A 25,069-nucleotide genomic window follows, 5' to 3' on the forward strand; every position below is an offset into this window, starting at 1 on the left:
CCCTACTTCCAGGCCGCGTCAGAACAACACGCTCATAAACGCGCCGACCTCGCGGAAGCCGACCCGGCGGTACGACGCGCGCGCCGCCGTGTTGAAGTCGTTGACGTACAGGCTGACAACGGGCGCGACATCGGCCAGCGCGTAGCGCAGGACGGCGGCCATGCCGGTCTCGGACAGTCCCTGGCCGCGGAATTCGGGGGCCACCCAGACGCCCTGGATCTGGCACGCCTGCGAGGTCGCGGCGCCGATCTCCGCCTTGAAGACGACCTTGCCGTCCTCGATACGGGCGAACGAGCGCCCTGCCGCGACCAGTTCGGCGACGCGGGCCTGGTAGAGCAGCCCGCCGTCGCCGGCCAGCGGCGAGACCCCGACCTCCTCGGTGAACATCGCCACGCACGCGGGCATGATCACGTCCATCTCGGCCTTGCGGATGCGCCGTACGCGCGGGTCGGGCCGGACGTCGCGCGAGGGTTCCTCGGTGACCATGAGCGGCTGGTTGAGGCGTACGTCGCGGGCCGGGCCCCAGCTGGGTTCCAGCAGGCGCCAGAGCTGGCGGGTGGCCTCGGCGGGGCCGACGATCGAGGAGCAGCGGCGGCCGGCCCTGCGGGCGCGGTCGGCGAAGCCGCGTACGGCCTCGGGCGTCGCGCAGATCGGGACCAGGTTGGCACCGGAGTAGCAGAGCGAGCGCAGGCGGCCGTCGGCGTACCAGCCCCACATCTCGCCGCCGAGGCGCCACGGGTCGAGACCGGCGGCCTGGACGCGCGAGGTCACGAAGGCGTTGGCGACGGGCTCGCTCTCGAGGATGGCGAGCGCGGCGCCGAGTTCGCCGGGGTCGAGGACCCGGGTAGTGGTCTGAGTCAACACGTGAGGGGCCTCACCGTACGGTCTGCTGATCTCCGCACTCTACCGGGCGTGTCCACGGGGCGTCGCACACGGAAACGGAGCCCCGCCGTGAGGCGGGGCTCCGGTTGCCGGGGCGCGGGAGGGTCAGCCGACGGAGACGGCGGGCTCTCCGGACATGACGCCGTCCTTCTCCATCTGCTCGGCGATCTTCATCGCCTCTTCGATGAGGGTCTCGACGATCTTCGACTCGGGGACGGTCTTGATGACCTCGCCCTTGACGAAGATCTGTCCCTTGCCGTTGCCGGACGCGACGCCCAGGTCGGCCTCGCGGGCTTCGCCGGGACCGTTGACGACGCAGCCCATGACGGCGACGCGCAGCGGCACCTCCAGACCGTCGAGACCGGCGGCGACCTGGTCGGCGAGCTTGTACACGTCGACCTGGGCGCGGCCGCAGGACGGGCAGGACACGATCTCCAGGCGGCGCTGCTTGAGGTTGAGCGCCTCCAGGATCTGGAGACCGACCTTGACCTCTTCGACGGGCGGCGCGGACAGCGAGACGCGGATGGTGTCGCCGATGCCCTCGCTCAGCAGCGCGCCGAAGGCCACGGCGGACTTGATGGTGCCCTGGAACGCCGGGCCGGCCTCCGTCACACCGAGGTGCAGCGGGTAGTCGGACTGCGCGGCGAGCTGCCGGTAGGCGTTGACCATGACGACCGGGTCGTTGTGCTTGACCGAGATCTTGATGTCGCCGAAGCCGTGCTCCTCGAACAGGGAGGCTTCCCAGAGGGCGGACTCGACGAGGGCCTCCGGGGTGGCCTTGCCGTACTTCTTCAGCAGGCGGGCGTCGAGCGATCCGGCGTTGACGCCGATGCGGATCGGGGTGCCGGTGGCGGAGGCCGCCTTGGCGATCTCCTTCACCTTGTCGTCGAACTGCTTGATGTTGCCCGGGTTGACCCGGACCGCCGCACAGCCGGCGTCGATCGCGGCGAAGACGTACTTCGGCTGGAAGTGGATGTCCGCGATCACCGGGATCTGCGACTTGCTCGCGATGGTCGCGAGCGCGTCGGCGTCGTCCTGGGTGGGACAGGCCACCCGTACGATCTGGCAGCCCGAGGCGGTCAGCTCCGCGATCTGCTGGAGCGTCGCGCCGATGTCGGACGTCCTGGTGGTCGTCATCGACTGCACCGAGACGGGTGCGTCCCCGCCGACGGCCACGGATCCGACCTGGATCTTGCGGCTGACCCTACGGTCGGCGAGCTTCGTCGGAACGGACGGCATTCCGAGAGAAATTGCAGTCATCTGCTGTGCAACCCCAAGGTGTGGATCAAGGTCCCGAGATCGGCGGGCTCCGGACCTCGAGGTTACGTCACCGCGAGAGCCCGGAGCACACCACGTCGGCATGTCCACCCCTTGGGGGACCGCCGGACAGCCGCATGTGTCAGGAGATTCGGACGGGGTTCACCACGTCCGCCACCAGGACCAGCGCGGTGAAGCAGATGAAGATCCCGGCGACGACGTACGCCACCGGCATCAGCTTGGCGACGTCGAAGGGGCCCGGGTCGGGCCGCCGGAAGACCCTCGCCACATTGCGCCTCAGCGACTCCCACAGGGCGCCCGCGATGTGCCCGCCGTCGAGCGGCAGGAGCGGGAGCATGTTGAAGAGGAAGAGGGAGAGGTTGAAGCCCGCGATGAGGAACAGCATCATCCCGACGGTGTTCTCCATGGGCAGCCCGAGCCCGAGGATCTCGCCGCCCACGCGGGCCGCGCCGACCACGCCCATCGGGGAGTCGGCCTTGCGCTCCTCGCCGTTGAACGTCGCGTTCCACAGGTCCGGGACCTTGGACGGCAGGTCGATGAGCGAGTCCACACCGGATTCGATCATGACGCCCATGCGGTCCAGCGAGTCGGTGAAGGACAGCGGGACGACCGCCGTGCCGGGGCCGAAGCCGAGGTAGCCGGCCTTGACGTACTGATCGGCGACGGGCTGGCCCTGGGCGTCCTTCTTGGCCACCTTGTTGGCGATCAGGTTGGCCTGGAGGACCTTCTCGCGGCCGTCGCGCTCCACCGTGATCGAGGCGGTGCCGATCGTCCCGCGGATGCGGTCCGAGAGGGTGGCCCAGTCCTTGACCGGTTCCCCGTCGAAGGCGACGATCTTGTCGCCCTTCTCCAGGCCCGCGGCCTTGGCCGGCGACGCGGGGTCGCCCTTGCGACAGTCGCGGTTCTCACTCTGCGCGACGACGCAGGGAACGACGGTGTCGACCGTGGTCGTCTGCTGGTTCAGGCCGATCGTCATGAAGACGCCGAGGAAGATCGCCACGGCGAGGATCAGGTTCATGAAGGGGCCGGCGAACATCACGATCACGCGCTTCCACGGCTTGCGCGTGTAGAAGAGCCGTGTCTCGTCGCCCGGCCGGAGCTCCTCGTACGCCGCCGAACGGGCGTCCTCGATCATGCCGCGCCACGGCGACGTCGATCTTGCCTCGATCCTGCCGTCGGCTCCCGGCGGGAACATGCCGATCATGCGGATGTACCCGCCGAGCGGGATCGCCTTGATGCCGTACTCCGTCTCGCCCTTGTGGCGCGACCAGAGGGTCGGGCCGAAGCCGACCATGTACTGCGGCACGCGGACGCCGAAGAGCTTGGCGGTCGAGAGGTGACCGAGTTCGTGCCATGCGATGGAGATCAGCAGTCCGGCAAAGAAGATGACTATCCCGAGGACCGTCAACAGGATCGTCGTCATGCGCGAGCCTCCGCTGTTGCCTGTACTGCTGCCTGTGCTGCTGATGCGTGTGCTGCGATTTCACGGGCCCGGGCGCGTGCCCAGGTCTCGGCTTCCAGGACGTCCGCGACCGTGAGCGAGGTTCCCGTACGGGGGGTGCCGTGCTCGGCCACTACTTCGGCGACCGTATCCACGATTCCGGTGAACGGCAGCCGTCCCGCGAGAAACGCGTCGACGCATTCCTCGTTCGCGGCATTGAACACCGCCGGAGCCGTGCCCGCGAGCGCACCGACGTGGCGGGCGAGTCCCACGGAGGGGAACGCGTCGTTGTCGAGCGGGAAGAACTCCCACGTCGACGCCTTGGACCAGTCGAAGGCGGGTGCGGCGTCCGGGACGCGCTCGGGCCAGCCGATGCCGATGGCGATCGGTCCGCGCATGTCCGGCGGTGTCGCCTGGGCGAGCGTCGAGCCGTCGGTGAATTCCACCATCGAGTGAACGTACGACTGGGGGTGCACGACGACCTCGATGCGGTCGAAGGGGATGTCGTAGAGGAGGTGCGCCTCGATGACTTCGAGCCCCTTGTTCACCAGGGTGGCCGAATTGACGGTGATCACCGGGCCCATCGCCCAGGTGGGGTGCGCGAGTGCGTCCTCACGGGTGACGCCGGCCAGCTCGGTCTTCGTACGTCCCCGGAAGGGCCCGCCGGACGCGGTCACCACGAGCTTGCGCACGTCGGAGCGGGTGCCGCCGGCGAGGGCCTGGAAGAGCGCGGCGTGCTCGGAGTCGACCGGGATGATCTGGCCGGGCTTGGCGAGCGCCTTCACGAGCGGGCCGCCGACGATCAGCGACTCCTTGTTCGCGAGCGCGAGGGTACGGCCCGCTTCGAGAGCGGCGAGGGTCGGCGCGAGGCCGATGGAGCCGGTGATGCCGTTGAGGACGGTGTGGCAGGGGGAGGCGGCGACCTCGGTTGCGGCGTCGGGCCCCGCCAGGATCTCGGGCAGGGGCTCAGCGGTGCCGTACTGCGCCTTCAGCGCCTCGCGCAGCGCGGGCACGGCGTCCTCGCGGGCGACCGCGACGGTACGGACCCGCAGCTGCCGGGCCTGCTCGGCGAGCAGTCCGACCCGGCCGCCGGCCGCGGAGAGCGCCGTGACGCGGAAGCGGTCGGGGTTGCGGAGGACCAGGTCGATGGCCTGGGTTCCGATGGACCCGGTGGAGCCGAGGACGACGATGTCCCGGCGGCCTTCGGACGGGTCGAAGGCGATGTGCGGGTCGGCAAGAGGGGCTGGGCTGTCGCTCATGCCCCCCATTGTTGCCGCAATGGTCCACTGGATGGACAGCGAGTCCCTCTCGTTTCGCCGCCGTCGTACCGGTCGGACAGGAGTACGGACGGCTCGGCGGTCACCCGGTGGCCACCGCCGCGCGGAACTTCTCCCACTGGGCGTCGGTGACTTCACGGGGCACGCCGCCGATGTCCTTGGTGCCGAGGAGGTCGGCGCGGAAGGACAGAGTGACCGAGCCGGACCGTACGACGGTGAGGTATTCGTGCAGCTTGAGCTTGCCCTTCACGTCCAGGATCGTGAAGTGGTACGCCCTGGTCTCGTCCGCGCCGGCTCCGAACCCGGGCGCCCGGACGGGCTCGACCTTCAGGTACTTCCCCCTGGCGACGGCCCGCACCTCGGTGAAGCCGTCGGCGCACTTCTCACCGGCCCTGGCGAGGGCCTTCATCACACGGGCCGCGTCGCCGCGTCCGTACGAGCGGAGCTGGACGGCGACGGTGGTGCCGAGCATCTCGTCCGGGACGTCGACCCGGCGGTTGACCTCGCTCCGCAGGTCGTGGTCGGTGACGCCGGCGGCGAGGCTGACGAGAGGCTGGCAGACGGCGGGGTCCGCGGTGTAGTCGTCGCCGTGCGGCGCGCCGAGGCTGAACTCGGACGCGGTGTACTTGCCGACCGTCTCGCCGTCGGTGAAGGAGGCTGCGGTGAGCTGCGCCTCGGTGAGGGCCCTGGGCCCGGCGCTCGCGGTCGCCCTGCCCCTGTCCCCCGGCTTCTTGTCGTCCCGGCCGTCTTCGCCGCCGCCGCACCCGGCCACACCCGCGAACAGGACCGCGCTTACCGCGAGCGCCGCCCCACGCCGCCGACCGTACTGTGCCGACCCGAACATGCGTGACCCCTGGTTCTGTTGACGCGTGGTGAGGGCACGATTGTGGTGCACGGGTGCGGCTCGCGCCACAGCCGCACGTCCACGCGGTCGAGGGGGCCGGACAGGGCGCGGCCGTCCGCGCACGGCTACCAGGCTCGTCGCAGCGCCGCGAACGCCTCGTGGAAGCCGGGGAAGGTCTTCCGTACGCAGCCGGGGTCGTCGAAGGTGACGCCGGGTGCGGTGCGCAGTGAGGTGACGGCGAAGGACATGGCCATGCGGTGGTCGCCGTGGGTCGCGATCTCGGCGGGGCGGGGCGTGCCCGGCCGGATCTCGATCCAGTCGGGGCCGGTGGCGACCGTGATGCCCATCCGGCGCAGGTTCTCCGCGCACGCCTCCAGCCGGTCGCACTCCTTCACGCGCGTGTTGGCCACGTCCTCGATGCGGACCGGTCCGGCGGCGTACGGGGCGACGGCCGCGAGCGTCGGCATGGTGTCGGAGATGTCACGCATGTTGACCGTGAGGCCGTTGAGGGTGCCGGTGCCCCGGACGGTGGTGCTGTCGGCGGTGATACGGACCTGGGCGCCCATCCGTTCCAGTACGTCGACGAACCGCAGGTCGCCCTGGAGCGCGCCGGCGCCGAGCCCGGGGACCGTGACCTCGCGGCCGGGCGAGATCGCCGCCGCGGCGAAGAAGTAGCTCGCGGTGGAGGCGTCGGGCTCCACCGCGCACGTCGTCGCCCGGTAGCCGCCGGGCGGGACGGTGAACGTGCTGCCCTCGCACGTCACTTCGGCGCCGAAGCGGCGCATCATCGCCAGGGTGATCTCGACGTACGGCGCCGAGACGAGGTCGGTGACGGTGATGCGCAGGCCCTCGGCGGTGAGCGGGCCGAGCATGAGCAGGGCGGTCAGGTACTGCGACGACTGCCCGGCGTCCAGGGTGACTTCGCCGCCCTTGATGCCGGCGGCGGTGACGCGCAGCGGGTGGTGGCCCTCGGCCTCTTCGTGGCGCAGGTCGACGCCGAGCGAGCGCAGCGCGTCGGTGAGCGGGGCGAGCGGGCGGCGGCGCATCTGCGGCGACGCGTCGAAGCGGTACGTTCCGGACGCGCCGGCCGCGGCGAGCGTGGGCAGGAAGCGGGCGGTGGTGGCGCCGTCGCGGCAGTACACGTCGGCCTCACCGGCGCCTGGCCCCTGCGGCCGGCCCTCGACGCGCCAGGCGTCCGGCCCGCACTCCACCCGGTACCCGAGCCGGCCGAGCCCTTCGGCGAAGCCCTCGGTGTCGTCCGAACGCAGCGGGCGCAGGAGGGTGGTGGTTCCGGCGGCCGCCGCGGCGAGGAAGAGGGCGCGGGCGGTCACGGACTTGGAGCCTGGGATGTCTACGACGGTCACGGGCCCATCCTGCCGCGTACGCGGCGGTGGACCCGGGCCGTTTCGCCCCTTGGACGACCGGGGGCGGCGGCCGGCCGCCGCCCCCGGTCGCACGCGGTCCGCTCAGCGGATCGGGCGGTGGACGTTCTCCCTTTGCGAGGGGCCGGGTGCGGCCTCGGCGATCCAGGGGCCCTCACCGCTCGGGTCGACGATGCCCTGCTCCAGCCAGGTGTACGTACCGGACAGGACGCCCTTGACGACCTTGTGGTCGAGGTCGTCGGTGTTGGTCCACAGCCGGTTGAAGAGTTCCTCCGTCCGGATGCGGGACTGGCGGCAGAAGGCGTCGGCCAGTTGGTACGCCTCGCGGCCGTGATCCGTCGTCGTGCGCAGGAGTTCGGCGCGTACACAGGCCGCGCTGATCGCGAAGAGTTCCGCGCCGATGTCGACGATGCGGCCGAGGAAGCCCTGCTTCGTCTCCATGCGGCCCTGCCAGCGCGACATGGCGTAGAAGGTGGAGCGGGCGAGCTTGCGTGCCGAGCGTTCGGCGTAGCGCAGGTGCGCCGAGAGGTCCGGGTGCCCGGACGGGTGGAACTCGGCGTACGAGCGCGGGAGCTGGCCCGGCCCCGTGACCAGTTTCGGAAGCCACTTCGCGTAGAAGCCCGCCGCGTTCGCGCCCGCCTTCGCCTTCGCCGAGAGCGGCTTGTCGGGGTCGATGATGTCGCCCGCCACCTTCAGGTGGGCGTCCACGGCCTCCCGCGCGATGAGCAGGTGCATGATCTCGGTCGAGCCCTCGAAGATCCGGTTGATGCGCAGGTCGCGCAGGATCTGCTCGGCGGGGACGGCCCGTTCGCCGCGCGCCGCCAGCGAGTCCGCGGTCTCGAAGCCCCGGCCGCCGCGGATCTGGACCAGCTCGTCGGCCATCAGGCAGGCCATCTCGCTGCCGTACAGCTTGGCGAGGGCGGCCTCGATGCGGATGTCGTTGCGGTCCTCGTCGGCCATCTGCGAGGAGAGGTCCAGTACCGCTTCGAGAGCGAAGGTGGTCGCGGCGATGAAGGAGATCTTCGAGCCGACCGCCTCGTGGAAGGCGACCGGCTTGCCCCACTGCTCGCGCACCGACGACCACTCGCGGGCGATCTTCAGGCACCACTTGCCCGCGCCCACGCACATCGCCGGCAGCGAGAGGCGGCCGGTGTTGAGCGTGGTCAGCGCGATCTTGAGACCGGCGCCCTCGGGGCCGATGCGGTTCGCGGCGGGGACCCGTACCTGGTGGAAGCGGGTCACGCCGTTCTCCAGGCCGCGCAGGCCCATGAACGCGTTGCGGTTCTCGACGGTGATGCCCGGCGAGTCCGCCTCCACCACGAAGGCGGTGATGCCGCCCTTGTGCCCCTGCGACTTCGGGACGCGCGCCATGACGACCAGCAGGTCGGCGACCACCCCGTTCGTCGTCCAGAGCTTCACGCCGTCCATGACGTACGCGTCACCGTCCGGCACCGCCGTCGTGGCGAGCCGGGCCGGGTCCGAGCCCACGTCCGGCTCGGTGAGGAGGAAGGCGGAGATGTCGGTACGGGCGAGGCGCGGCAGGAAGGCGTCCTTCTGCTCGCGCGTGCCGAAAATTTTGAGCGGCTGCGGTACGCCGATCGACTGATGCGCGGACAGGAGCGCGCCGATGGCGGGGCTGGCGGAGCCGACGAGCGCCAGGGCCTTGTTGTAGTACACCTGGGTGAGGCCGAGACCGCCGTACTTGATGTCGATCTTCATGCCGAGCGCGCCGAGCTCCTTGATGCCGTTGATCACCTCGTCGGGGATCTTCGCTTCGCGCTCGATCCGTGCCCCGTCGATCTTCTCCTCGCAGAAGACCCGGAGCTTGTCGAGAAACGCCTCGCCGCGCGCCGCGTCCTCGGGCGGTGGCATCGGATGCGGGTGGATGAGGTCCATGCGCAGGCGGCCGAGGAAGAGTTCCTTGGCGAAACTGGGCTTGCGCCAGTCCTGCTCGCGCGCCGCCTCGGCGACCTGGCGTGCTTCGCGCTCGGAGACCTTGGGCTGCTGGATCGGTTGTGCGGACATGAGGAGCTCACCTCGCCGCGAGTCGTGGCCCGGCCGGTCGCATTACCGACTGGTTTTACTCGACCGTATCTATCCGATTCCCGGCATCCCCACCACCCCTGGCGCACCGATCGCGTGCGGGACCGGGTGCGCCGCGCCCCGCGCGCCCGCCTGGCGCGCGGTTGCGGCGCGGGCAGGACGGAAGGGCCCGGCAGTCGCTGCCGGGCCTTCCTGGGCCGCTCAGTGACGGCGGCCTCTCACCTGGCCGCCCATCCCGGGTTCGGAACCTGGTCGAGGTGACTCAGCCGGACCGGGAACGCCGACGCCATACGGCTCCAGCCATGGCCGCCGAAGTGGACCGAGCACCATGAACCGTCGACGAAACCGATCTCGTGGTCACCGCCCACCACGTCGCTCCGGTCGCGGATCCAGGTCACGTTGCGCAGGTCCGTGGACCACCCGACTTCGACCGGACCGGGTCCGCCCGTGAAGGAGCGCGCGCGGGAGACGTAGGCGAGCTGGAGGCGGCGGTCGGTCACCTGCATCACCACGGGCGCCGGGTTTGCCGGGTTCCTCGTCCGAGGCACCAGGCTGCGGGCCAGATGGCCGGCCATGCTGTTCCAGCCGCCGTGAAACGGCTTGCCCGGCCTCTTCTTCTCACGCTCCGTGAACGCTTCGACCAACCACTCGACCGGGTTCCAGGAGGCCGTCATGATTATCAAGAGCCAGCTCACCGGCATCAACAACCAGCCACCGAGCGTACGGCGCTCGGACCGCAGAACACGCGGGCGGCGAAAATAGCCGGGCGACGGTGCCCGTAGGGCCAAAATGACCCCGTGATCGGCACGCAGCACCTCGCCCGCCGGCACCAATGCCCTCGCCCGCTCGACCGTCTCACGGACAAAGTCCGCATTTTTCGTTCGGCTCACCCGAAATCGTCCCTAATTGTCCTAGTAGCACCCGAAGGAGTCACGTCCGTACGCTCGTCGAAACGCTGAGGAGCGGGACGCTGGTGGTACTCGTAGCGCTCCTCCGCCACCCCGGGCCCGTCCTCCAGAAGCCTTCCCTGGACCGCGCCGGCCGGGTCGGCGCCGATCACGTCCTTGACGACGCCCTTCACACCACTCTTGACGACCTTGTAGCCCACATACATGGCCAGATCGTTGGGATTTCGATCAGCGATCGGATTGCCGCGCTCATCCACCTTTTTTATGTAGCGCATGAGGCCGCCGCTGAAGTGCTTGGGACCCTTACGCAGGGCATTCCGCGCCTTCATCATCTTGCGCAGCAGTTGCATGCGCTTGGCGATGTCCGCCAGTGCGTCCGCCAGTTTCGCGGTGATCCTCACGGCCTTCGCCGCCCGGTGGGCGATGCCCGCGGCCGCGATGAGCGGACCGATGGCGGCTGCGGCGCCTGCCGTTATGAGCGAGAGGATCGCAGAGGTCGCGGCGGTCGCGATCGCGATCTCCACGATCTCGACGATGAGGTCGAGCATCAACTGTTCGGCGGCAGCGCACTCCTGGGCCGCCATTTCGAGGAGCTCGGCCATGGTGTCCATGTCCGCGGCCTCGCCCGTGAGGGCTTCCTCGAACTCGGACATCATCTTGTGGAAGCTCTCGAACGCCTCGCCCTCCCACTGGGTGGCCAGCGTGCGGCGTTCGGCCACCAGGTCCTCGACCACGCCGCGCAGGTCGTTGGCGGCCTTGCGCCACTGGACGGCGGTCTCGGCGAGGAGCTCGTTGTCCCCGCTGACCTGTTCAAGGAGTTCGTCCAGGTTGAACTGCTTCATGATGCCGCGGATGATCTCGTCCAGAACACCCGCGAGCGGGTTGCTCCAGTCGAGCGCGAAATTGATGCGGCTCAGGGCATCACCCGCCGTCTGCCCCGCGCCCATCAGGCACCCCCGCCCAGGCCACCGCTGATCTTCTTCTCAGTGGTGTGGTACGCGTCCGCGCTCTCCCTGAGCGCGTCGACTATGGCGTACAGGGTGTCGACGGCGTCCTCGAGGTCGTCGCGGGACTCCTTGCGCTGTGTGTCGTAGTCGGCCTTCAGCTCGTCCGACTGCGGCAGTTTCCCGAACGCCTGCTGGGTCAGCGCCAGTTGCTGTGTACGGGCCCGGATGGCGTCGATCCGGCCTGCTGCGGCTTCCACGCCGTTCTTGGCATAGGTGCGCAGCGCGCTGCCGTCGACATTGAATCCCCCGCTCATGCTGTCCCCTCGTCGGTGCGGTGCCCGGCGTGGCGGCCGCCGCGCCGGGCAATGGGAGGCATTTGATCACAGGGGCGTGGCGCCGATCCAACGGCTCGGCTCCATGACGGCCCGGCGCGGGGGTCGTTCCAGCAGGTCGTCATCGGGGTGGAACCGACCGCCTGCTGCCAGCGGTTGGACGTGCCCACCGCGCGGGGTAACGCCTGCACGCGCATCCCCAAGTAGGCAGCTGCCGAGGTGAGTGCGGTGTTACCGGTTCGGGCAGACCTCATACGATCGCATCACCGGTTGTGGGGGCCCTATGGAACTCGTAATGCTCGAAGTCACACGCAAAGGCCCACGCCGATTCCCCGGTGCTGTCGTCTTAGAAGCGCGCCAGCCAGCCCCGGGCGCCGCCTGGACCAACGCCGACGCCAGCTGGGGCAAGCTGAAGCCCTACGGAGTCGTACGGCGGGGGCGCTTTCCAGTCGATCTGGGGTTCGTGCCATCGCGCGTGCAGCAGGCTAACTGCCGATGGGCTGGCCTAGAAGGACAGCCAACCGTACCGGGCTCACCGTTCCGGACAGTCGACTCGACCATCGAGGCGCAGGACGAGCTCGACGCGTGGGCCAACGGCCACGACAGCGACGCCAACTACACCACGTACACGTACAGGTGTGATGAATGCGGCTTGCAAAGCGACATTTCAGCAGCCGGGGCACCCCATCCCGTGAACGATGTCGTGATGGACAGCGGCTTCGGATTCGATTCCCAGCGCAAGCTGTTCGTCGCTTCGGACGCACCCGGGACGCTGGTGATCCTGATCGCCTCCGAGCACTTGGACCCGTTATCCCTACTCCTGCCGAGCTGGCGCAAGCCGCTTCCCCGGGCAAGCTTTGCCTACGCTGAGAAATACGGCCTGATGGCGGGGCGGCACCCCATCCACGAGGGCCAGTTCCCAGTGGACGGAGGCTCTGAACAATCGGGCCGCTACAACTACGCGCTGCTGCGAGCCACCTGACGCTCCCTGCCCGTCACGGTGAGGGGGCTTTGGGCTACGAGCTGACTACTGGGCGAGCCGGTCACCCTGACCGACCGCCAACACCGCCGGTGGCGCCGACCCGGCCCGCCCCGCGCCGAGGGCGCGCGCCTGGCGTGTACCGCACGCCATGTTCGGGCAGTGGCGGTCCGGCACCGGCGCCGCGTCCGCCGGGTCATCAACACCGCCCGCCCAGTACCCGGACACGATCGGCAGGCAACTCCAACTGCCGTGCGGGGAGATTGCAATGGTTCTCGATATGACCGACCACCCGGGCGAGAGCCGAAGCACGGAGGACGCCGTCTCCGCATCCTGACCGGCAACGCAAGGACGCCCCGCTCGTGGTGAGCGGGGCGTCTTCGTGGGGCGCTGGGACCTGTTGCGAAAGTAGATCTCGGGTTGAGACCGAGCTGTTCGGCGGTGCCGTCACGGTCTGAAGCCGTACTCGCCGGAGCATCCTTGGCCGGTGGCTACATTTCCTGGAGCTGGGCCAGGATCCACTTGCCGAGCTCCGGGGTCATGACGGTGTGGCCTTCGTTGGTGCTGGCGCAGAGGAAGTCGTGGAGGTCGCTGCTCTCGCGGTCGACCTTGGAGTAGAGGGCGGTGGGGTCGTCGATGTCGGCCGACGCCACGGCGCTGATGGTGGGGACGAAGGTGGAGGCGTTGTGGATGAGCTCCGCCCGCTGCTCGTTGACCATCGAGGCCAGCACGGCAGCCATGCCGAAGTTGGCGGCGTCTTCCAGGAGAGGTGCCTTGGGGAAGAGGCCGCCGGGAGCGCCGTCGAGTTCGGGGAAGCCGTTGGTGTTGATCGAGACCGGGGCCTGGCCCGCCTCCGTCATCTGGGCGACCGTCTGCCGTCCCTGGCCCTGGGTGCGGAGCTGGGCGTTCGCCTTCGGTCCGTGGGCGGCCATCGCAGTGTCGTCGGCGGGGATGCTGTTCCCGATGCCGGTGCCCGTTCCGTTGGCGACACCGAGCAGGCGGGGACGCTGGGGCCAGTCGCCCACCCGCTGGAGTGCTTCCAGGAAGTCGGTCCTTTCCTGATCCTGGCCGGCGGCGACGTCGAGGGTGACCTCGCTGCCGGTTGCGACGTGCCAGCGCAGCATCTGGCGTGCGGCCGGGCTGTTGACCAAGTCGGAGTAGAGGCTGAGGAGCGGGTTGGTGTTGCCCCACTTTTCCTTGACGAAGTGGGCGAATGCCTGGACTCCGAGGGGAAGCCACGCGCCGCGGTGCGGGGTGTCGTAGGAGAGGTAGGTGGCGGTCTGGTGGTCCTCCCTCTGCCTTTCCATCTTGGCCAGGGCATAGCGGGTGACCATTCCTCCCATGCTGAAGCCACCTACCGTCAGCATGGCGCCGCCTTCGCGGTCGGCGACCGTCCTGCGGATGCACTCGATCGCGACGTCGGCGTTGGCGAGGATGGAAGCGGACCGGTCGCTGAAGCCCAGCAGGACAACGTCGAAGCCGTTTTCACGCAGCGAGGAGATGAGCGGGTAGTCCCCGTTCTCCAAGCCGTCGTACAGCACGTGCCCGCTGCTTGGTCCCATGGCGAAGCCGTCGGCGAGGATCACTGGCCGCTTGACGGCCGTCTGGTTGGATGAACTGTAGAAGACCCAGGCGGTCCCGTTGCGGAGCTCCCATGCGGTGTCCCAGGGGTCCGTTTCCGTGGCTGCGGGCTGAGCTCCCGGAAGGGGGCCCCAGATGCTGACAACAGGCTTGGACATACTTCGACGACTCCTTGGTGTCACGGTTGGTCATACCGAACACGGTCATCGTCCCGGCGTGATCACCCAAGCCGCGACACAATCCAGCAACATCACTCTTTCGTGAACAAAACGGCGATTGGCTGTGTGACCAGCACTTTCACAACAGGCCCGCCCCTGACGGTCCGGCCTTACCGGGCGCACCGCTCGGGCCCGGCACCGGGGACGGTGTAGGGCATCCCTGCCCGCCCGTCCCTCCGGGGGAACAACAGCGGCCACAGCGATCTCCTGGTCTGCCTCTGCCTTGTCGCGCTCAATGATCAGCCGGGCGGTCAGGCTCTCGTATCCGCCGATGACTTCACCCTGCCGAGCCGAACGGTTCGTTCCCCGGGTGCCGTAGACGGCCGCCGCCGCTGCCGCCAGTGAGGCCAGTAGTGAGCCGATGGCGGTCAACATCGCGGCGATGACGCCTCCCCGAGGTCGCGGGTGGGCAGGGTCAAACCCCAGTGGCGGGGCGAGCGGCAGACTGCTCCCGCTCCTCAATCGCACGCGTGCGCGCGTGGGGATACAAACAAACGGCCGGAGCCCCCGCACAGTGGGCTCCGGCCGTGGCTCTGTTGTCGTACGAGGTCAGAGGGCGAGGCCCGTGAGGACCATGACCCGCTCGTACGTGTAGTCGTCCATCGCGAACCGCACACCCTCGCGGCCGACGCCGGACTGCTTGACGCCGCCGTACGGCATCTGGTCCGCGCGGTACGAGGGGACGTCGCCGACGACCACGCCGCCGACCTCCAGCGCGCGGTGGGCGCGGAAGGCCGTCTGGAGGTCGTGCGTGAACACGCCCGCCTGGAGGCCGTACTTGGAGTCGTTGACCGCGGCGAACGCCTCGGCCTCGCCCTCCACCCGGCGCACCGTCAGGACCGGCCCGAAGACCTCCTCGCAGGAGATCGTGGTGTCGGCCGGTACGTCGGCGAGCACGGTCGGGGCGTACGACGCGCCGTCGCGCTTGCCGCCGGTGAGCAGCGTCGCCCCCGCCTTGACGGCCTCCTCGACCCACGACTCCACACGCTTGGCAGCGTTCTCGTCGACCAGCGGGCCGACGTCGGTGGCGGCGTCGTTCGGGTCGCCGGTGACCTGGGCCTCGACGGCCGCGACGATCTTCGGGACGAGACGCTCGTACACGGACGCGTCGGCGATCACGCGCTGCACGGAGATGCAGGACTGGCCGGCCTGGTAGTTGGAGAAGGTCGCGATGCGGGTCGCGGCCCAGTCCAGGTCCTCGTCCGAGGCCCAGTCGGCGAGGACGACGGCCGCGCCGTTGCCGCCGAGCTCCAGGGTGCAGTGCTTGCGCGGCACCGAGTCCATGATCGCGTAACCGACCTTCTCGGACCCGGTGAAGGAGATGACGGGCAGCCGCTCGTCCTGCACCAGCGCGGGCATCTTGTCGTTGGCGACCGGCAGCACCGACCACGAACCGGCCGGCAGGTCGGTCTCGGCGAGCAGCTCACCCAGGATCAGGCCGGACAGCGGCGTCGCGGGCGCCGGCTTCAGGATGATCGGGGTGCCGACGGCGATGGCCGGGGCGACCTTGTGCGCGCACAGGTTCAGCGGGAAGTTGAAGGGCGCGATGCCGAGGACGGTGCCGCGGGGGAAGCGGCGCGTCAGGGCCAGGCGGCCGACGCCACCGGCGTCGGTGTCGAGGCGCTGGGCCTCGCCGCCGTTGAAACGGCGGGCTTCCTCGGCGGCGAACCGGAACACGGAAACGGCGCGGCCGACTTCGCCGCGGGCCCACTTGATCGGCTTGCCGTTCTCGGCGGAGATCAGCTGCGCGATCTCCTCCGTCCGCTCCACGAGACGCTTGCTGACGTGGTCCAGGGCGGCGGCGCGGACGTGCGCGGGGGTGGCCGCGAACTCGGCCTCCACGGCGTGCGCGGCGGCGACGGCCTCTTCGACCTGCGCGTCGGTGGGGATGCTCACGGCGGCGACGAGCCGGCCGTCCCAGGGGGACGTGACGTCGAAAGCGTCCTCGCCGGTGGCCTGGCGGCCGGCGAGCCAGAAGGCGTGGGTGGAAGTCATGTCGTTCCGGCCCTTCCGAGGGGGTGGGTGCTGATGCCACCACGTTAGGGGTCCGGACCCTCCAGGTCGTTTGTCCGAGGTGGAGTGCTGCGCGTCGCGGAGACGCCGGTTTGGAGGACGACGGGTGTTGCGGCGGGGCGTGGTGCGGGCCGGGGGGCGTCGGGCGTGCGGGGTGGGCGGGGTTCGGGCGTCGTGGTCGTACGGGGAACGCGCCGGTGCGCGGCTGGTCGTGCGGTCCCGGGTGCCGCTGCCGGAGGTTCCCGTCACCCGGCACTCCTTCAGGCGGACCCCGTCACCCGGCACTCCTTCAGGCGGACCCCGCCCCCGACGTCGCCTTCAGCGCCAGCCACAGCTCCATCCGTACGTCCGCGTCGTCCAGTGACCGGCCCAGGATCTCCTCGACCCGCCGCATCCGGTACCGCAGCGTGTGCCGGTGGACGCCCAGGTCCGCCGCCGCCGCGTCCCACTGGCCGTGGCGCGACAGCCATGCCCGCAGGGACGCGATCAGGTCGCCCCTGCCCTTCGCGTCGTGCTCGTGCAGGGCCCGCAGTGTGCCGTCCGCGAAGGACCGCACCGCGTCGTCCGCCAGCAGCTGCATCACCGAGCCGGCGGCCAGCTCTTCGTGCTCGACGAGCGCGCGCCCGCGCCGCCGGGCGACCGAGAGCGCCTGTTCCGCCTGCTTGTAGGCCCCGACCGCCGCGATCGGCCCGGCCGGCGCCGAGAGGCCGACCACCAGTTCGTCCTGGCCCGCCGGCTCGTGCGGCCGCGCCGAATCGCCGCGCCGCGCCTCCGTGTGGGCGAGGCACGCGGCCACCGCGTCGCCCCCGTCGGCCGCCAGCACCACCAGCCGGTCGCCGTCCGGCACCACCAGCACCGGTTCGCCCGCCCGCATCGCCGCCGACTCCATCGCGTCGGCCAGCGCGTGGAGGGGGTCGGCCCCCGCCGGGGCGCCCTCCGCCTCAGCGGCCGCCGGCTCGGCGATGAGCAGCCGGAAGGGGGCGTCCAGCAGCGCCCCGTAGAGATCGCCCGCCACCGCCCGCGCGTGGTCCGGTTCGCCCGCCAGCAGCATCCGCAGCACCGCCGCGCCGAGCCGCTGCTCGGCTGCCTGGAGGGACCGGGACCGCTCCGTCGTCAGCGTCAGCAGCGCGATGGCCGAGTGCACGGCGTACCGCTCGGCCGTCCCCAGCGGAGCCCCCGTCCCGACCGCGAGTACGCCGCGTACGCGCCGCCCCGCGCCCAGGGACTGGAGTTCGACGCGGTCGTCCGCTTCGGCGTCGCTGTCCGCTCCGCCGCCGCCGACGACGGAACTCGCGGGCGCCGGCCGCTCCCGCAGCCTCTCCACGTCGGCGGTGAGCCGGGCTGCGCGCCGCGCGGCCCAGTCCGGCGCGGCGGCGACCACCGCGCCGGAGACGTCGTACAGCGCGGCCCAGCCGTTCACGTGCGAGGCGAGGCGGGCCAGCAGGTCACCGGGCCCGTCGCCGGACAGCGCCGCCTTCGTGAGCTCGCGCTGCGCTTCGAAACCGGCGGTCACGGCGCGGTACTGGTCGGCGGCGTTGGCGGCGGAGACCGCCTTGCTGATGGCGAGGAAGGGAGTACGGCGCGGCACTTCCAGCAGGGGCAGGCCCTGCTCGGTGGCGGCGTCGACGAGTGCCTGCGGGATGTCTTCGTAGTGGACGCCGACGGCGAAGCCGAGCCCCACGACCCCCGCCCCCGCCAGCCGCCGCACGTAGCGGCGCATCGCCTCCGGGTCCTCGGCCTCCAGCTTCATGGCGGTGACGAGGAGCAGCTCACCGCCCTCCATGTACGGAACCGGGTCGGGCAGCTCGCTGACGTGGGCCCAGCGCACCGGCGTGTCCAGCCGGTCCTCCCCGGCACGCACGGTGAGCTTGAGCGCCGAATGGTGGACGAGGGAGGCGAGCGTGGGCGGCATGGGACCGTCAAATCTATGAGGCTGCGGAATGCGCCGTCCCGTATGAACGGCCTACCCCGATTCTGCCAGGGTGTACGGGAGCGGGCGTCACGTGAGCAGATCGACCAGCAGGGGCAGCGTGCGCTCCCCCCGGACGCTCGTCAGGGACAGCACGGCGTGCTCCATGGGCACCGCGTGAGCGAGGTCGGACGCCGACCAGCGCTCCCGCTCGACCTTGCGGACGGTGACGGCGTTCCTGACCACGTCCTTGCCCGTCACGCGCTTGCGGAAGCCGTGCAGCACGCGGACGAGCGGCTGGTCGGCGTAGACGGCGCGCGCCGTCACGTCCCGCTCCTCCACCCGCGTCGTGCCCCACGCCTCCGCGAAGTACTTTCCGTCCCAGGTCGTCACCCCGGAGAACGTCATCCGGCAGCCGACGGCCCCCAGGAGCGCCGTTCGCAGCTCCTCGGGGACGTCCCCGAGGGTACGGAGCGTGAGGAGTACGCCGGCGTTGGCGGACCGCAGCCCTTGCAGGCCCCGGACCGTCCCGGGGGTGAGCGTCCGGGTGGCGTCGTCGAGGACCAGGCAGGCGAACAGGGAGCGGTCGGCGCGCGCCACCGCGCTCGCCTGGAACTGGGCGAGCAGCAGCCGGGCGAGCAGCCGGGAGGCGTCGGCGTGGCCGCGCTCCGGGAGGTCGATCCGCACGCGGACCGGGTGTTCCAGCGCCCGCAGCGAGAAGGGCCGCGTCGCACCCGTGGTGTCGAAGAACGCGGCGAAGGCCGGCCGGTCCAGGAGTGCGATCCGGTCGGCGAGGGCCTGGCCGGGGTCGCCCGCCGCTCCGCTCTGCCGCTCCCGGGCGGCCAGCTCGCGCAGCATCACACCGTGGCCGCCCGCCTCCAGTTCCGCCCGCAGCGCGGTCAGCCTGTCCGGCCCGCCGTCGAGGAGTTCGCGCAGCTCGGGAACGCCCGGAAGACGCCCGTACGCCGCCCGGTAGGGACCGAGGAGCTGGGCGAGGGCGGTGGCGCCCCGCCTGGTGTCCACGTCGGGCAGATCGCCGACAAGTCCCTCGGCCAGCAGGACGGCGGCCTCGTCGGGGTCCTGGACTCCCCCGTACAGGTCGAGGTCGTAGGCGGAGTCGGGGTCGCCCGGCCTGACCACCAGGTCGTACGCATCGTCGGCTCCCAGGCTCGTACCGGCGGCGCACACGGTCACCACGGCGGCCTGTCCCGCGAGGGCCTGGAGGGCTAGCGACTCGGTGACCGGCCGGACGAGGCGGCGGGTCTTGCCCACGCCGGAGGGGCCGACGGCGAGCAGGGACGTACCGAGCAGCGCGGGTTCGAGGGCGGCGCCCGCGCCCCTGAGCCGCTTCGGGTTGCGGGCGTCGTCCGCGTACGTGCCGATCAGCAGCTGGCTGGTCAGCAGGTCGTGCGTGGCGGTCCGCGACGGCAGGTCGCGGGCGCCGGACGGGTGGGTGTACGCCGCCGCGCCGGTGCGGACGACCTCTTCGGCGAAGGCGGCCCGGCGGGCGGGATTCGCCCGGGCCGCGAACCAGGCGCGGCGGATGCGGGCGCAGTCCACGTCGGTCATGCGTCCCGCGCGCACCTCGTTCGCCAGGTGCTCCGCCACGGCCTCCTGTCCGGCGGAGCGGAGCTCGGGCCACTCGGCCGCCGACGTGGCGCCCTGTGCGGGCACCGGGGCCGGGGCCGTGTTCCGCACGCGCGGTTCGGAGCGCCCGCGCCACGCGGTCAGCCACTTCCCCCAACGGGCGAAGGGCCACACGACCAGGAGGCAGACCGGTGTGTAGACCAGGTAGGAGACGGTCGCCGCCAGGTAGCGGTCACCGCCGCCCGTCAGCCAGTCGAGGGGGACCACGCTGAGCACGAGATTCAGCACGGGTACGTCGCCGGTCCAGACGAGATAGACGGCGAGGGCCGCGCCTGCGAGAGAGGCCAGCAGGCGCACGCGCGGCAGCCGGTCGCCGGCGAGCGCCCGAAGTGCGTCCGCCAGGTGCCCGAGCCGGGCGGCCAGCAGCGCGAAACCGAGGGCCATGGCCTGGTAGTACAGCGTGCTGATGTCGTGGGCGACGGGGGGTGCGTACGACTCCCTGAGCCTGCCGAGCGCCCACCAGTCGGACGGGGTGATGAGCCACAGCGGCACGTTCACGTACGGAATGGCGCTGAACAGCCACAGGAACAGCAGCCACAGGCCCAGGCTCACCGACGCGCCGAACAGCAGGCCGCTCAGGGGGGGCCGCCCGGACTCCTCGTCGTCATCCGAGGCGGCCCGTACGACGTGTTCGTACCGCCAGATGCCCGCGTCGGCGTCGGGGCGCGCGGCGCTCAGCCACCGGGCCGTCGGGGGGCCGACGGCGGGCGCGTGGGCGGGCGGGGGCGGCGCGGCGGGCCGGCCGGGCGGCGCGGCGGGCGGCGGCCCGGCGGGGTGGGGCACGGGGGCCCCGGACGGCCGCCGGGGCCGCCGGGCGCGCCCACAGCGTGAGTGGCGCCGGCGTCGTACGTACCGTCGGTGTCCATGAACCCCTGCCCCCTGTCCAGCCAGGCCGTGCCGTGCGCGTCTGTGCACCCGTCAATCTAGTGCCCGGCACGGCCGTTGACAGATCGCGCGGCTCCGGCGATCCCCCGCCCGGAGCCTGACCACCGCCTGCGGGGGTGGCCCGGCCCGGGCGGGGGCCCCCGGGCCGGGTTTACGGGCCGCTATGTCCGCCACGGACAAGGACACGCCCCCACTTCTCCCGAACGGAACATGCCACCCCCCTCCCACCACCCCTAGCCTGCGAAGTAAAGAAGCGTCCGGAATACCCCCAGGAGCCCCCCATGACCGCAATCCCGCAGGAGCGCCGCGTCGTCACCGCGATTCCCGGCCCGAAGTCGGCCGAGCTTCAGGCCCGGCGCACCGCCACGGTCGCCGGTGGCGTGGGCTCCGTGCTGCCCGTCTTCACCGCGCGCGCGGGCGGCGGCATCATCGAGGACGTCGACGGCAACCGCCTGATCGACTTCGGCTCCGGTATCGCCGTGACCTCCGTCGGCGCCTCCGCCGAGGCCGTCGTACGCCGCGCCTCCGCGCAGCTCCAGGACTTCACCCACACCTGTTTCATGGTCACGCCGTACGAGGGCTACGTCGAGGTCTGTGAGGCCCTGGCCGAGCTGACCCCGGGCGACCACGCCAAGAAGTCCGCGCTGTTCAACTCCGGCGCCGAGGCCGTCGAGAACGCCGTCAAGATCGCCCGTGCGTACACCAAGCGCCAGGCCGTCGTCGTCTTCGACCACGGCTACCACGGCCGTACGAACCTCACGATGGCGCTGACCGCGAAGAACATGCCGTACAAGCACGGCTTCGGTCCGTTCGCCCCCGAGGTCTACCGCGTCCCGGTCGCCTACGGCTACCGCTGGCCGACCGGCGCCGAGAACTGCGGCCCCGAGGCCGCCGCGCAGGCGATCGACCAGATCAGCAAGCAGGTCGGCGCCGAGAACGTCGCCGCGATCATCATCGAGCCGGTACTCGGCGAGGGCGGCTTCATCGAGCCCGCGAAGGGCTTCCTGCCGGAGATCGTGAAGTTCGCCAACGACAACGGCATCGTCTTCGTCGCCGACGAGATCCAGTCCGGCTTCTGCCGCACCGGCCAGTGGTTCGCCTGTGAGGACGAGGGCATCGTCCCCGACCTGATCACGACGGCCAAGGGCATCGCGGGCGGTCTGCCGCTCGCCGCGGTGACCGGCCGCGCCGAGATCATGGACGCCCCGCACGGTGGCGGCCTGGGCGGCACGTACGGCGGCAACCCGGTGGCCTGCGCCGGCGCGCTCGGCTCCATCGAGACGATGAAGGAGCTGGACCTCAACGCGAAGGCCAAGCGCATCGAGGAGGTCATGAAGGGCCGTCTGGCCACCATGGCCGAGAAGTTCGACATCATCGGTGACATCCGTGGCCGCGGCGCCATGATCGCCATCGAGCTGGTGAAGGACCGCGACACGAAGGAGCCGAACGCGGCCGCCGCCGGCGCGCTCGCCAAGGCGTGCCACGCCGAGGGTCTGCTGGTCCTGACCTGCGGCACCTACGGCAACGTGCTCCGCTTCCTGCCGCCGATCGTCATCGGTGAGGACCTGCTCAACGAGGGTCTGGACATCATCGAGGCGGCCTTCGCCGGCGTCTGAGCTGTGAAGAAGGTGTGGGGGGCCAATGGCGGGATGGGAATCCGCCTGTCGGTCCCCCACGACCTGCCGTACGGTTTCCGCAGATGAGAGAAACACCCCGCTCGCAGGGGACTGCGGGTGGTTCCAGGTCGAGGCACCCCCTGCCCCGCCCTGGCCGTGCCTTCGCGCACATGACTGGAGCCTTCGGCTCCGGAACTCCTCACCGATCGGATCGCCGCCCGCCCCACACCCCCGGGGCGCGCGGCAGCCCGGTCCGGGCGGCTGCCCCGGAACTCCCCCCCCTGTTCCGGGGCTGCCGGCTTTCCTCTCCGGTCGCGCCGGCGGGCCGCTGCCCTGGCTCCTTCTCTCCGGGCTCCTCTTCGCGCTGGTCACCTGGCAGGTGGCCGCGCACGGTCCGCTGCGCCGCGCCGACGAGCGCCTCGGCCGGGCCGCCGTCGGCCACGGCCCTGCCGGCCTCACGGAATTCCTCGCCGATCTCGGCAACCTGGCGGTCGCTCTCCCGGTGCTGGCCGCGGCGCTCGCGTACACACTGTGGCGCGGCGGCCGCGGCGCCCTGCCCCGCGCCGCGGGCGCCGCCCTCGCCATGGCGGCGGTGCCGGCCCTCGTCGTCCCCCTCAAGTCGTGGATCGCCCGGCCGGGGCCGCTGACGCCGGACACCGGTTACTACCCGTCCGGGCACACGGCGACAGCGGCGGTCGCGTACGGAGGCGCGGCCCTGCTCCTCGTCGTGTACGTACGCCGCCACCGCTGGTGGCCGCCGGCCCTCGCGCTTCTCCTCACGCTCGCCACCGGCGCCGGCCTCGTACTGCGCGGCTACCACTGGCCGCTGGACGTGGCCGGCAGCTGGTGCCTGTGCGCCGTGCTGCTCCTGCTCAGCCATCGCCTTCCCGCGCGATACCCGCCGCCGCCTCGTGCATCGCGAGCTCCAGCAGCGCCGGATCGGTGAGCGTGCCCCGGCCGTCGGGCAGCACCAGCCAGCGGACGCCGCCTGCCGCCCGGCCGGGATAGGGGACGACGATCCAGGTGCCGTGTCCCGCGCCACGTACGCCGGTGCCGAGCCACTGCCCGACCGTGCCCGGTGGTACGAAGAAGCCCATGCGGGAGTCGCCGAAGTCGGCCAGTACGGGGCCCGGGCGGTCGACGAGACGGGTCAGGATGTCGAGCGTGGGGTAGCCCAGCTCGCCCGGCAGGATCAGGACGTCCCAGCGCCTGCCGGCGGGAAGGAGAGCGACCCCCTGGGGGTTGCGCTCCCATTCCCACCGGCAGGCGTCGGGGTCCGGTGCCACCGAGACGAGCCAGTCCACCGCGGTGTGTGCCCCCGAGCCAGTCATGTTGTCGGGCCTCCATTCGTGTGCGCAGCCAGTGCGTTCACGAGGGAGAGGGGGACGGGCCCGGAGTATTACGCGGGTTCGGTCACCTCGTTGGTGTGAGCCGGGTCTCAGCCGCACCCGCCGGCGCCGGCCGGGGCTCAGCTGTCGAAGCCGAGTCCCAGCTTGTCCATGGCCTTCAGCCACAGGTTGCGGTGCCCGCCGTTGTCGTCGGACCGGGCCAGTGACCACTTGGTGATGCCGATGCCCGCCCACGCGAAAGGTTCCGGCGGGAAGGGCAGCGGCTTGCTGCGCACCATCTCCAGCTCCGTGCGCTCGGTCCGCTCGCCCGCGAGCAGGTCGAGCATGACGTCCGCGCCGAAGCGTGTGGAGCCGACGCCGAGACCGGTGTACCCCGCGGCGTACGCCACCTTCCCCGCGTGAGCCGTCCCGAAGAATGCCGAGAAACGCGAGCAGGTGTCGATGGCGCCGCCCCACGCGTGGCTGAAGTTCACCCCCTCCAGTTGCGGGAAGCAGCGGAAGAAGTGCTCGGCCAGCTTCAGGTACGTCTCCGGGCGGTGGTCCATCTCCGCGCTCAGCTTGCCCCCGAAGGGGTAGACGGCGTCGTAGCCGCCCCACAGGATCCGGTTGTCGGCGCTGAGGCGGAAGTAGTGGAACTGGTTCGCGCTGTCGCCCAGCCCCTGCCGGTTCTTCCAGCCGATGGAGGCGAGCTGGTCGTCGGTGAGCGGCTCGGTCATCAGCGCGTAGTCGTAGACCGGAACGGTGTACGGGCGCACCCGCTTGACCAGCGACGGGAAGATGTTCGTGCCGAGCGCGACCCGGCGGGCGAAGACCCGGCCGTACGGTGTGCGCACCGCCATCCCGGCGCCCGCCGAGACCAGGTCGAGGCCCCGGGTGTGCTCGTAGATCCGTACGCCCAGACCGAGGCACGCCCGCTTCAGGCCCCATGCCAGCTTGGCCGGGTGCAGCATGGCGACACCGCGCCGGTCGAACAGGCCGCCGATGAAGGTGGGCGAGTCGACCTCGGCGCGTACCGCGTCCTGGTCGAGCAGTTCCAGATGGTCGGTGAAGCCCAGCTTCCGGGCCTCCTCGTACATCTCCTTCAGCTCGGCGAGTTGGTGCGGCTCGGTGGCGACGTCGATCTCACCGGTGCGCTCGAAGTCGCAGTCGATGCCGTACGCCGCCACCGCCGCCTCGATGGCGTCGAGGTTGCGCTCGCCCAGCTCCTCCAGCTTCGCCAGCTCGCCGGGCCAGCGGGAGAGGCCGTTGCTCAGGCCGTGGGTGAGGGAGGCGGCGCAGAAGCCGCCGTTGCGGCCCGAGGCGGCCCAGCCCACCTCGTGCCCCTCGATCAGTACGACGTCCCGCCCGGGGTCGCGCTCCTTGGCGAGGAGCGCGGTCCACAGTCCGCTGTATCCGCCGCCGACAACGAGCAGGTCGCAGCGCTCGTCGCCGGTGAGGGCGGGCTGTGGTGCGGGCTTTTCGGGGGCGTCCAGCCAGAACGACACCGGCTTCGCGCCGGAAAGGGATTGTGCAGCAGTACGCATGGCAACTGGGGCCAT

19 protein-coding genes are annotated in these 25,069 nt (G+C 71.0%); 3 read left to right on the forward strand and 16 right to left on the reverse strand.

The genetic code is table 11. The annotated features are described in order from the left end of the window. Nucleotides 1–18: 18 nt before the first annotated feature. The 10 genes from AS594_RS09875 to AS594_RS09920 all read right to left on the reverse strand — a co-directional run bounded on the left by AS594_RS09875 (nt 19) and on the right by AS594_RS09920 (nt 11,316). Nucleotides 19–864 carry a GNAT family N-acetyltransferase gene (locus tag AS594_RS09875; protein WP_069933151.1) on the reverse strand — a complete coding sequence of 282 codons (846 nt, stop codon included), beginning with the start codon at nt 862–864 and terminating at the stop codon, nt 19–21. A 123-nt stretch (nt 865–987) separates the two neighbouring features. Then, a complete protein-coding gene (gene ispG, locus AS594_RS09880; RefSeq protein WP_069926620.1) occupies nt 988–2,142 on the reverse strand; it encodes a flavodoxin-dependent (E)-4-hydroxy-3-methylbut-2-enyl-diphosphate synthase in 1,155 nt (384 codons plus the stop codon). A 139-nt stretch (nt 2,143–2,281) separates the two neighbouring features. Continuing rightward, the gene (locus AS594_RS09885) at nt 2,282–3,583 is read right to left on the reverse strand and encodes a M50 family metallopeptidase (protein WP_069926621.1); all 1,302 of its coding nucleotides are present in this window, start codon (nt 3,581–3,583) and stop codon (nt 2,282–2,284) included. After that, entirely contained in the window at nt 3,580–4,860 is a 1,281-nt protein-coding gene (gene dxr, locus AS594_RS09890) for a 1-deoxy-D-xylulose-5-phosphate reductoisomerase (protein WP_069933150.1), read from the reverse strand. Before dxr ends, AS594_RS09885 begins: the two co-directional genes overlap by 4 nt. A gap of 100 nt (nt 4,861–4,960) precedes the next feature. Next, complete coding sequence (locus AS594_RS09895; RefSeq protein ID WP_069933149.1) at nt 4,961–5,722, reverse strand: hypothetical protein; 762 nt, start codon at nt 5,720–5,722, stop codon at nt 4,961–4,963. 125 nt (nt 5,723–5,847) lie between these two features. Further along, nucleotides 5,848–7,086 carry a 3-phosphoshikimate 1-carboxyvinyltransferase gene (gene aroA, locus AS594_RS09900; RefSeq protein ID WP_069933148.1) on the reverse strand — a complete coding sequence of 413 codons (1,239 nt, stop codon included), beginning with the start codon at nt 7,084–7,086 and terminating at the stop codon, nt 5,848–5,850. Nucleotides 7,087–7,188: 102 nt separating this feature from the next. Then, nucleotides 7,189–9,129, reverse strand: a complete 1,941-nt coding sequence (locus tag AS594_RS09905) for an acyl-CoA dehydrogenase family protein (protein WP_069933147.1) — start codon at nt 9,127–9,129, stop codon at nt 7,189–7,191. A gap of 236 nt (nt 9,130–9,365) precedes the next feature. Next, complete coding sequence (locus tag AS594_RS09910; protein WP_069933146.1) at nt 9,366–9,821, reverse strand: hypothetical protein; 456 nt, start codon at nt 9,819–9,821, stop codon at nt 9,366–9,368. A gap of 212 nt (nt 9,822–10,033) precedes the next feature. Beyond that, nucleotides 10,034–11,002, reverse strand: a complete 969-nt coding sequence (locus AS594_RS09915; protein WP_069926626.1) for a WXG100 family type VII secretion target — start codon at nt 11,000–11,002, stop codon at nt 10,034–10,036. Next, nucleotides 11,002–11,316, reverse strand: a complete 315-nt coding sequence (locus AS594_RS09920) for a hypothetical protein (protein ID WP_069926627.1) — start codon at nt 11,314–11,316, stop codon at nt 11,002–11,004. Before AS594_RS09920 ends, AS594_RS09915 begins: the two co-directional genes overlap by 1 nt. Nucleotides 11,317–11,629: 313 nt before the next feature. On the opposite strand from AS594_RS09920, the gene AS594_RS09925 reads away from it, so the two are divergent. Further along, on the forward strand, nt 11,630–12,316 hold the full coding sequence (locus AS594_RS09925; RefSeq protein WP_176742715.1) for a hypothetical protein: 687 nt from the start codon (nt 11,630–11,632) through the stop codon (nt 12,314–12,316). 488 nt (nt 12,317–12,804) lie between these two features. Here the strand turns inward: AS594_RS09925 and AS594_RS09935 are convergent, their stop codons facing one another. The 4 genes from AS594_RS09935 to AS594_RS09950 all read right to left on the reverse strand — a co-directional run bounded on the left by AS594_RS09935 (nt 12,805) and on the right by AS594_RS09950 (nt 20,464). After that, the gene (locus tag AS594_RS09935; protein WP_069933142.1) at nt 12,805–14,052 is read right to left on the reverse strand and encodes an esterase/lipase family protein; all 1,248 of its coding nucleotides are present in this window, start codon (nt 14,050–14,052) and stop codon (nt 12,805–12,807) included. A gap of 609 nt (nt 14,053–14,661) precedes the next feature. Next, nucleotides 14,662–16,107, reverse strand: coding sequence for an aldehyde dehydrogenase family protein (locus AS594_RS09940; protein WP_069933141.1), 1,446 nt, complete (start codon nt 16,105–16,107; stop codon nt 14,662–14,664). 307 nt (nt 16,108–16,414) lie between these two features. Further along, nucleotides 16,415–18,037 (reverse strand): PucR family transcriptional regulator, encoded by a 1,623-nt coding sequence (locus tag AS594_RS09945; protein ID WP_069926629.1) that lies wholly within the window; start codon nt 18,035–18,037, stop codon nt 16,415–16,417. A gap of 87 nt (nt 18,038–18,124) precedes the next feature. Further along, nucleotides 18,125–20,464 (reverse strand): type IV secretory system conjugative DNA transfer family protein, encoded by a 2,340-nt coding sequence (locus AS594_RS09950; RefSeq protein WP_240508978.1) that lies wholly within the window; start codon nt 20,462–20,464, stop codon nt 18,125–18,127. A 383-nt stretch (nt 20,465–20,847) separates the two neighbouring features. Here AS594_RS09950 and gabT point away from each other — a divergent pair, with 383 nt between their 5' ends. Together gabT and AS594_RS09960 are read left to right on the forward strand one after the other, a co-directional pair. Then, complete coding sequence (gabT, locus tag AS594_RS09955) at nt 20,848–22,182, forward strand: 4-aminobutyrate--2-oxoglutarate transaminase (protein WP_069926631.1); 1,335 nt, start codon at nt 20,848–20,850, stop codon at nt 22,180–22,182. Between the two features lie 379 nt (nt 22,183–22,561). Further along, the gene (locus tag AS594_RS09960) at nt 22,562–23,128 is read left to right on the forward strand and encodes a phosphatase PAP2 family protein (RefSeq protein WP_338120153.1); all 567 of its coding nucleotides are present in this window, start codon (nt 22,562–22,564) and stop codon (nt 23,126–23,128) included. Here the strand turns inward: AS594_RS09960 and AS594_RS09965 are convergent. After that, a complete protein-coding gene (locus tag AS594_RS09965; RefSeq protein ID WP_069926632.1) occupies nt 23,055–23,513 on the reverse strand; it encodes a hypothetical protein in 459 nt (152 codons plus the stop codon). The genes AS594_RS09960 and AS594_RS09965 overlap by 74 nt on opposite strands. A 137-nt stretch (nt 23,514–23,650) precedes the next feature. Then, nucleotides 23,651–25,069, reverse strand: coding sequence for an NAD(P)/FAD-dependent oxidoreductase (locus tag AS594_RS09970; RefSeq protein ID WP_069933139.1), 1,419 nt, complete (start codon nt 25,067–25,069; stop codon nt 23,651–23,653).

This window comes from Streptomyces agglomeratus (genome assembly GCF_001746415.1).
Lineage (GTDB): Bacteria > Actinomycetota > Actinomycetes > Streptomycetales > Streptomycetaceae > Streptomyces > Streptomyces agglomeratus.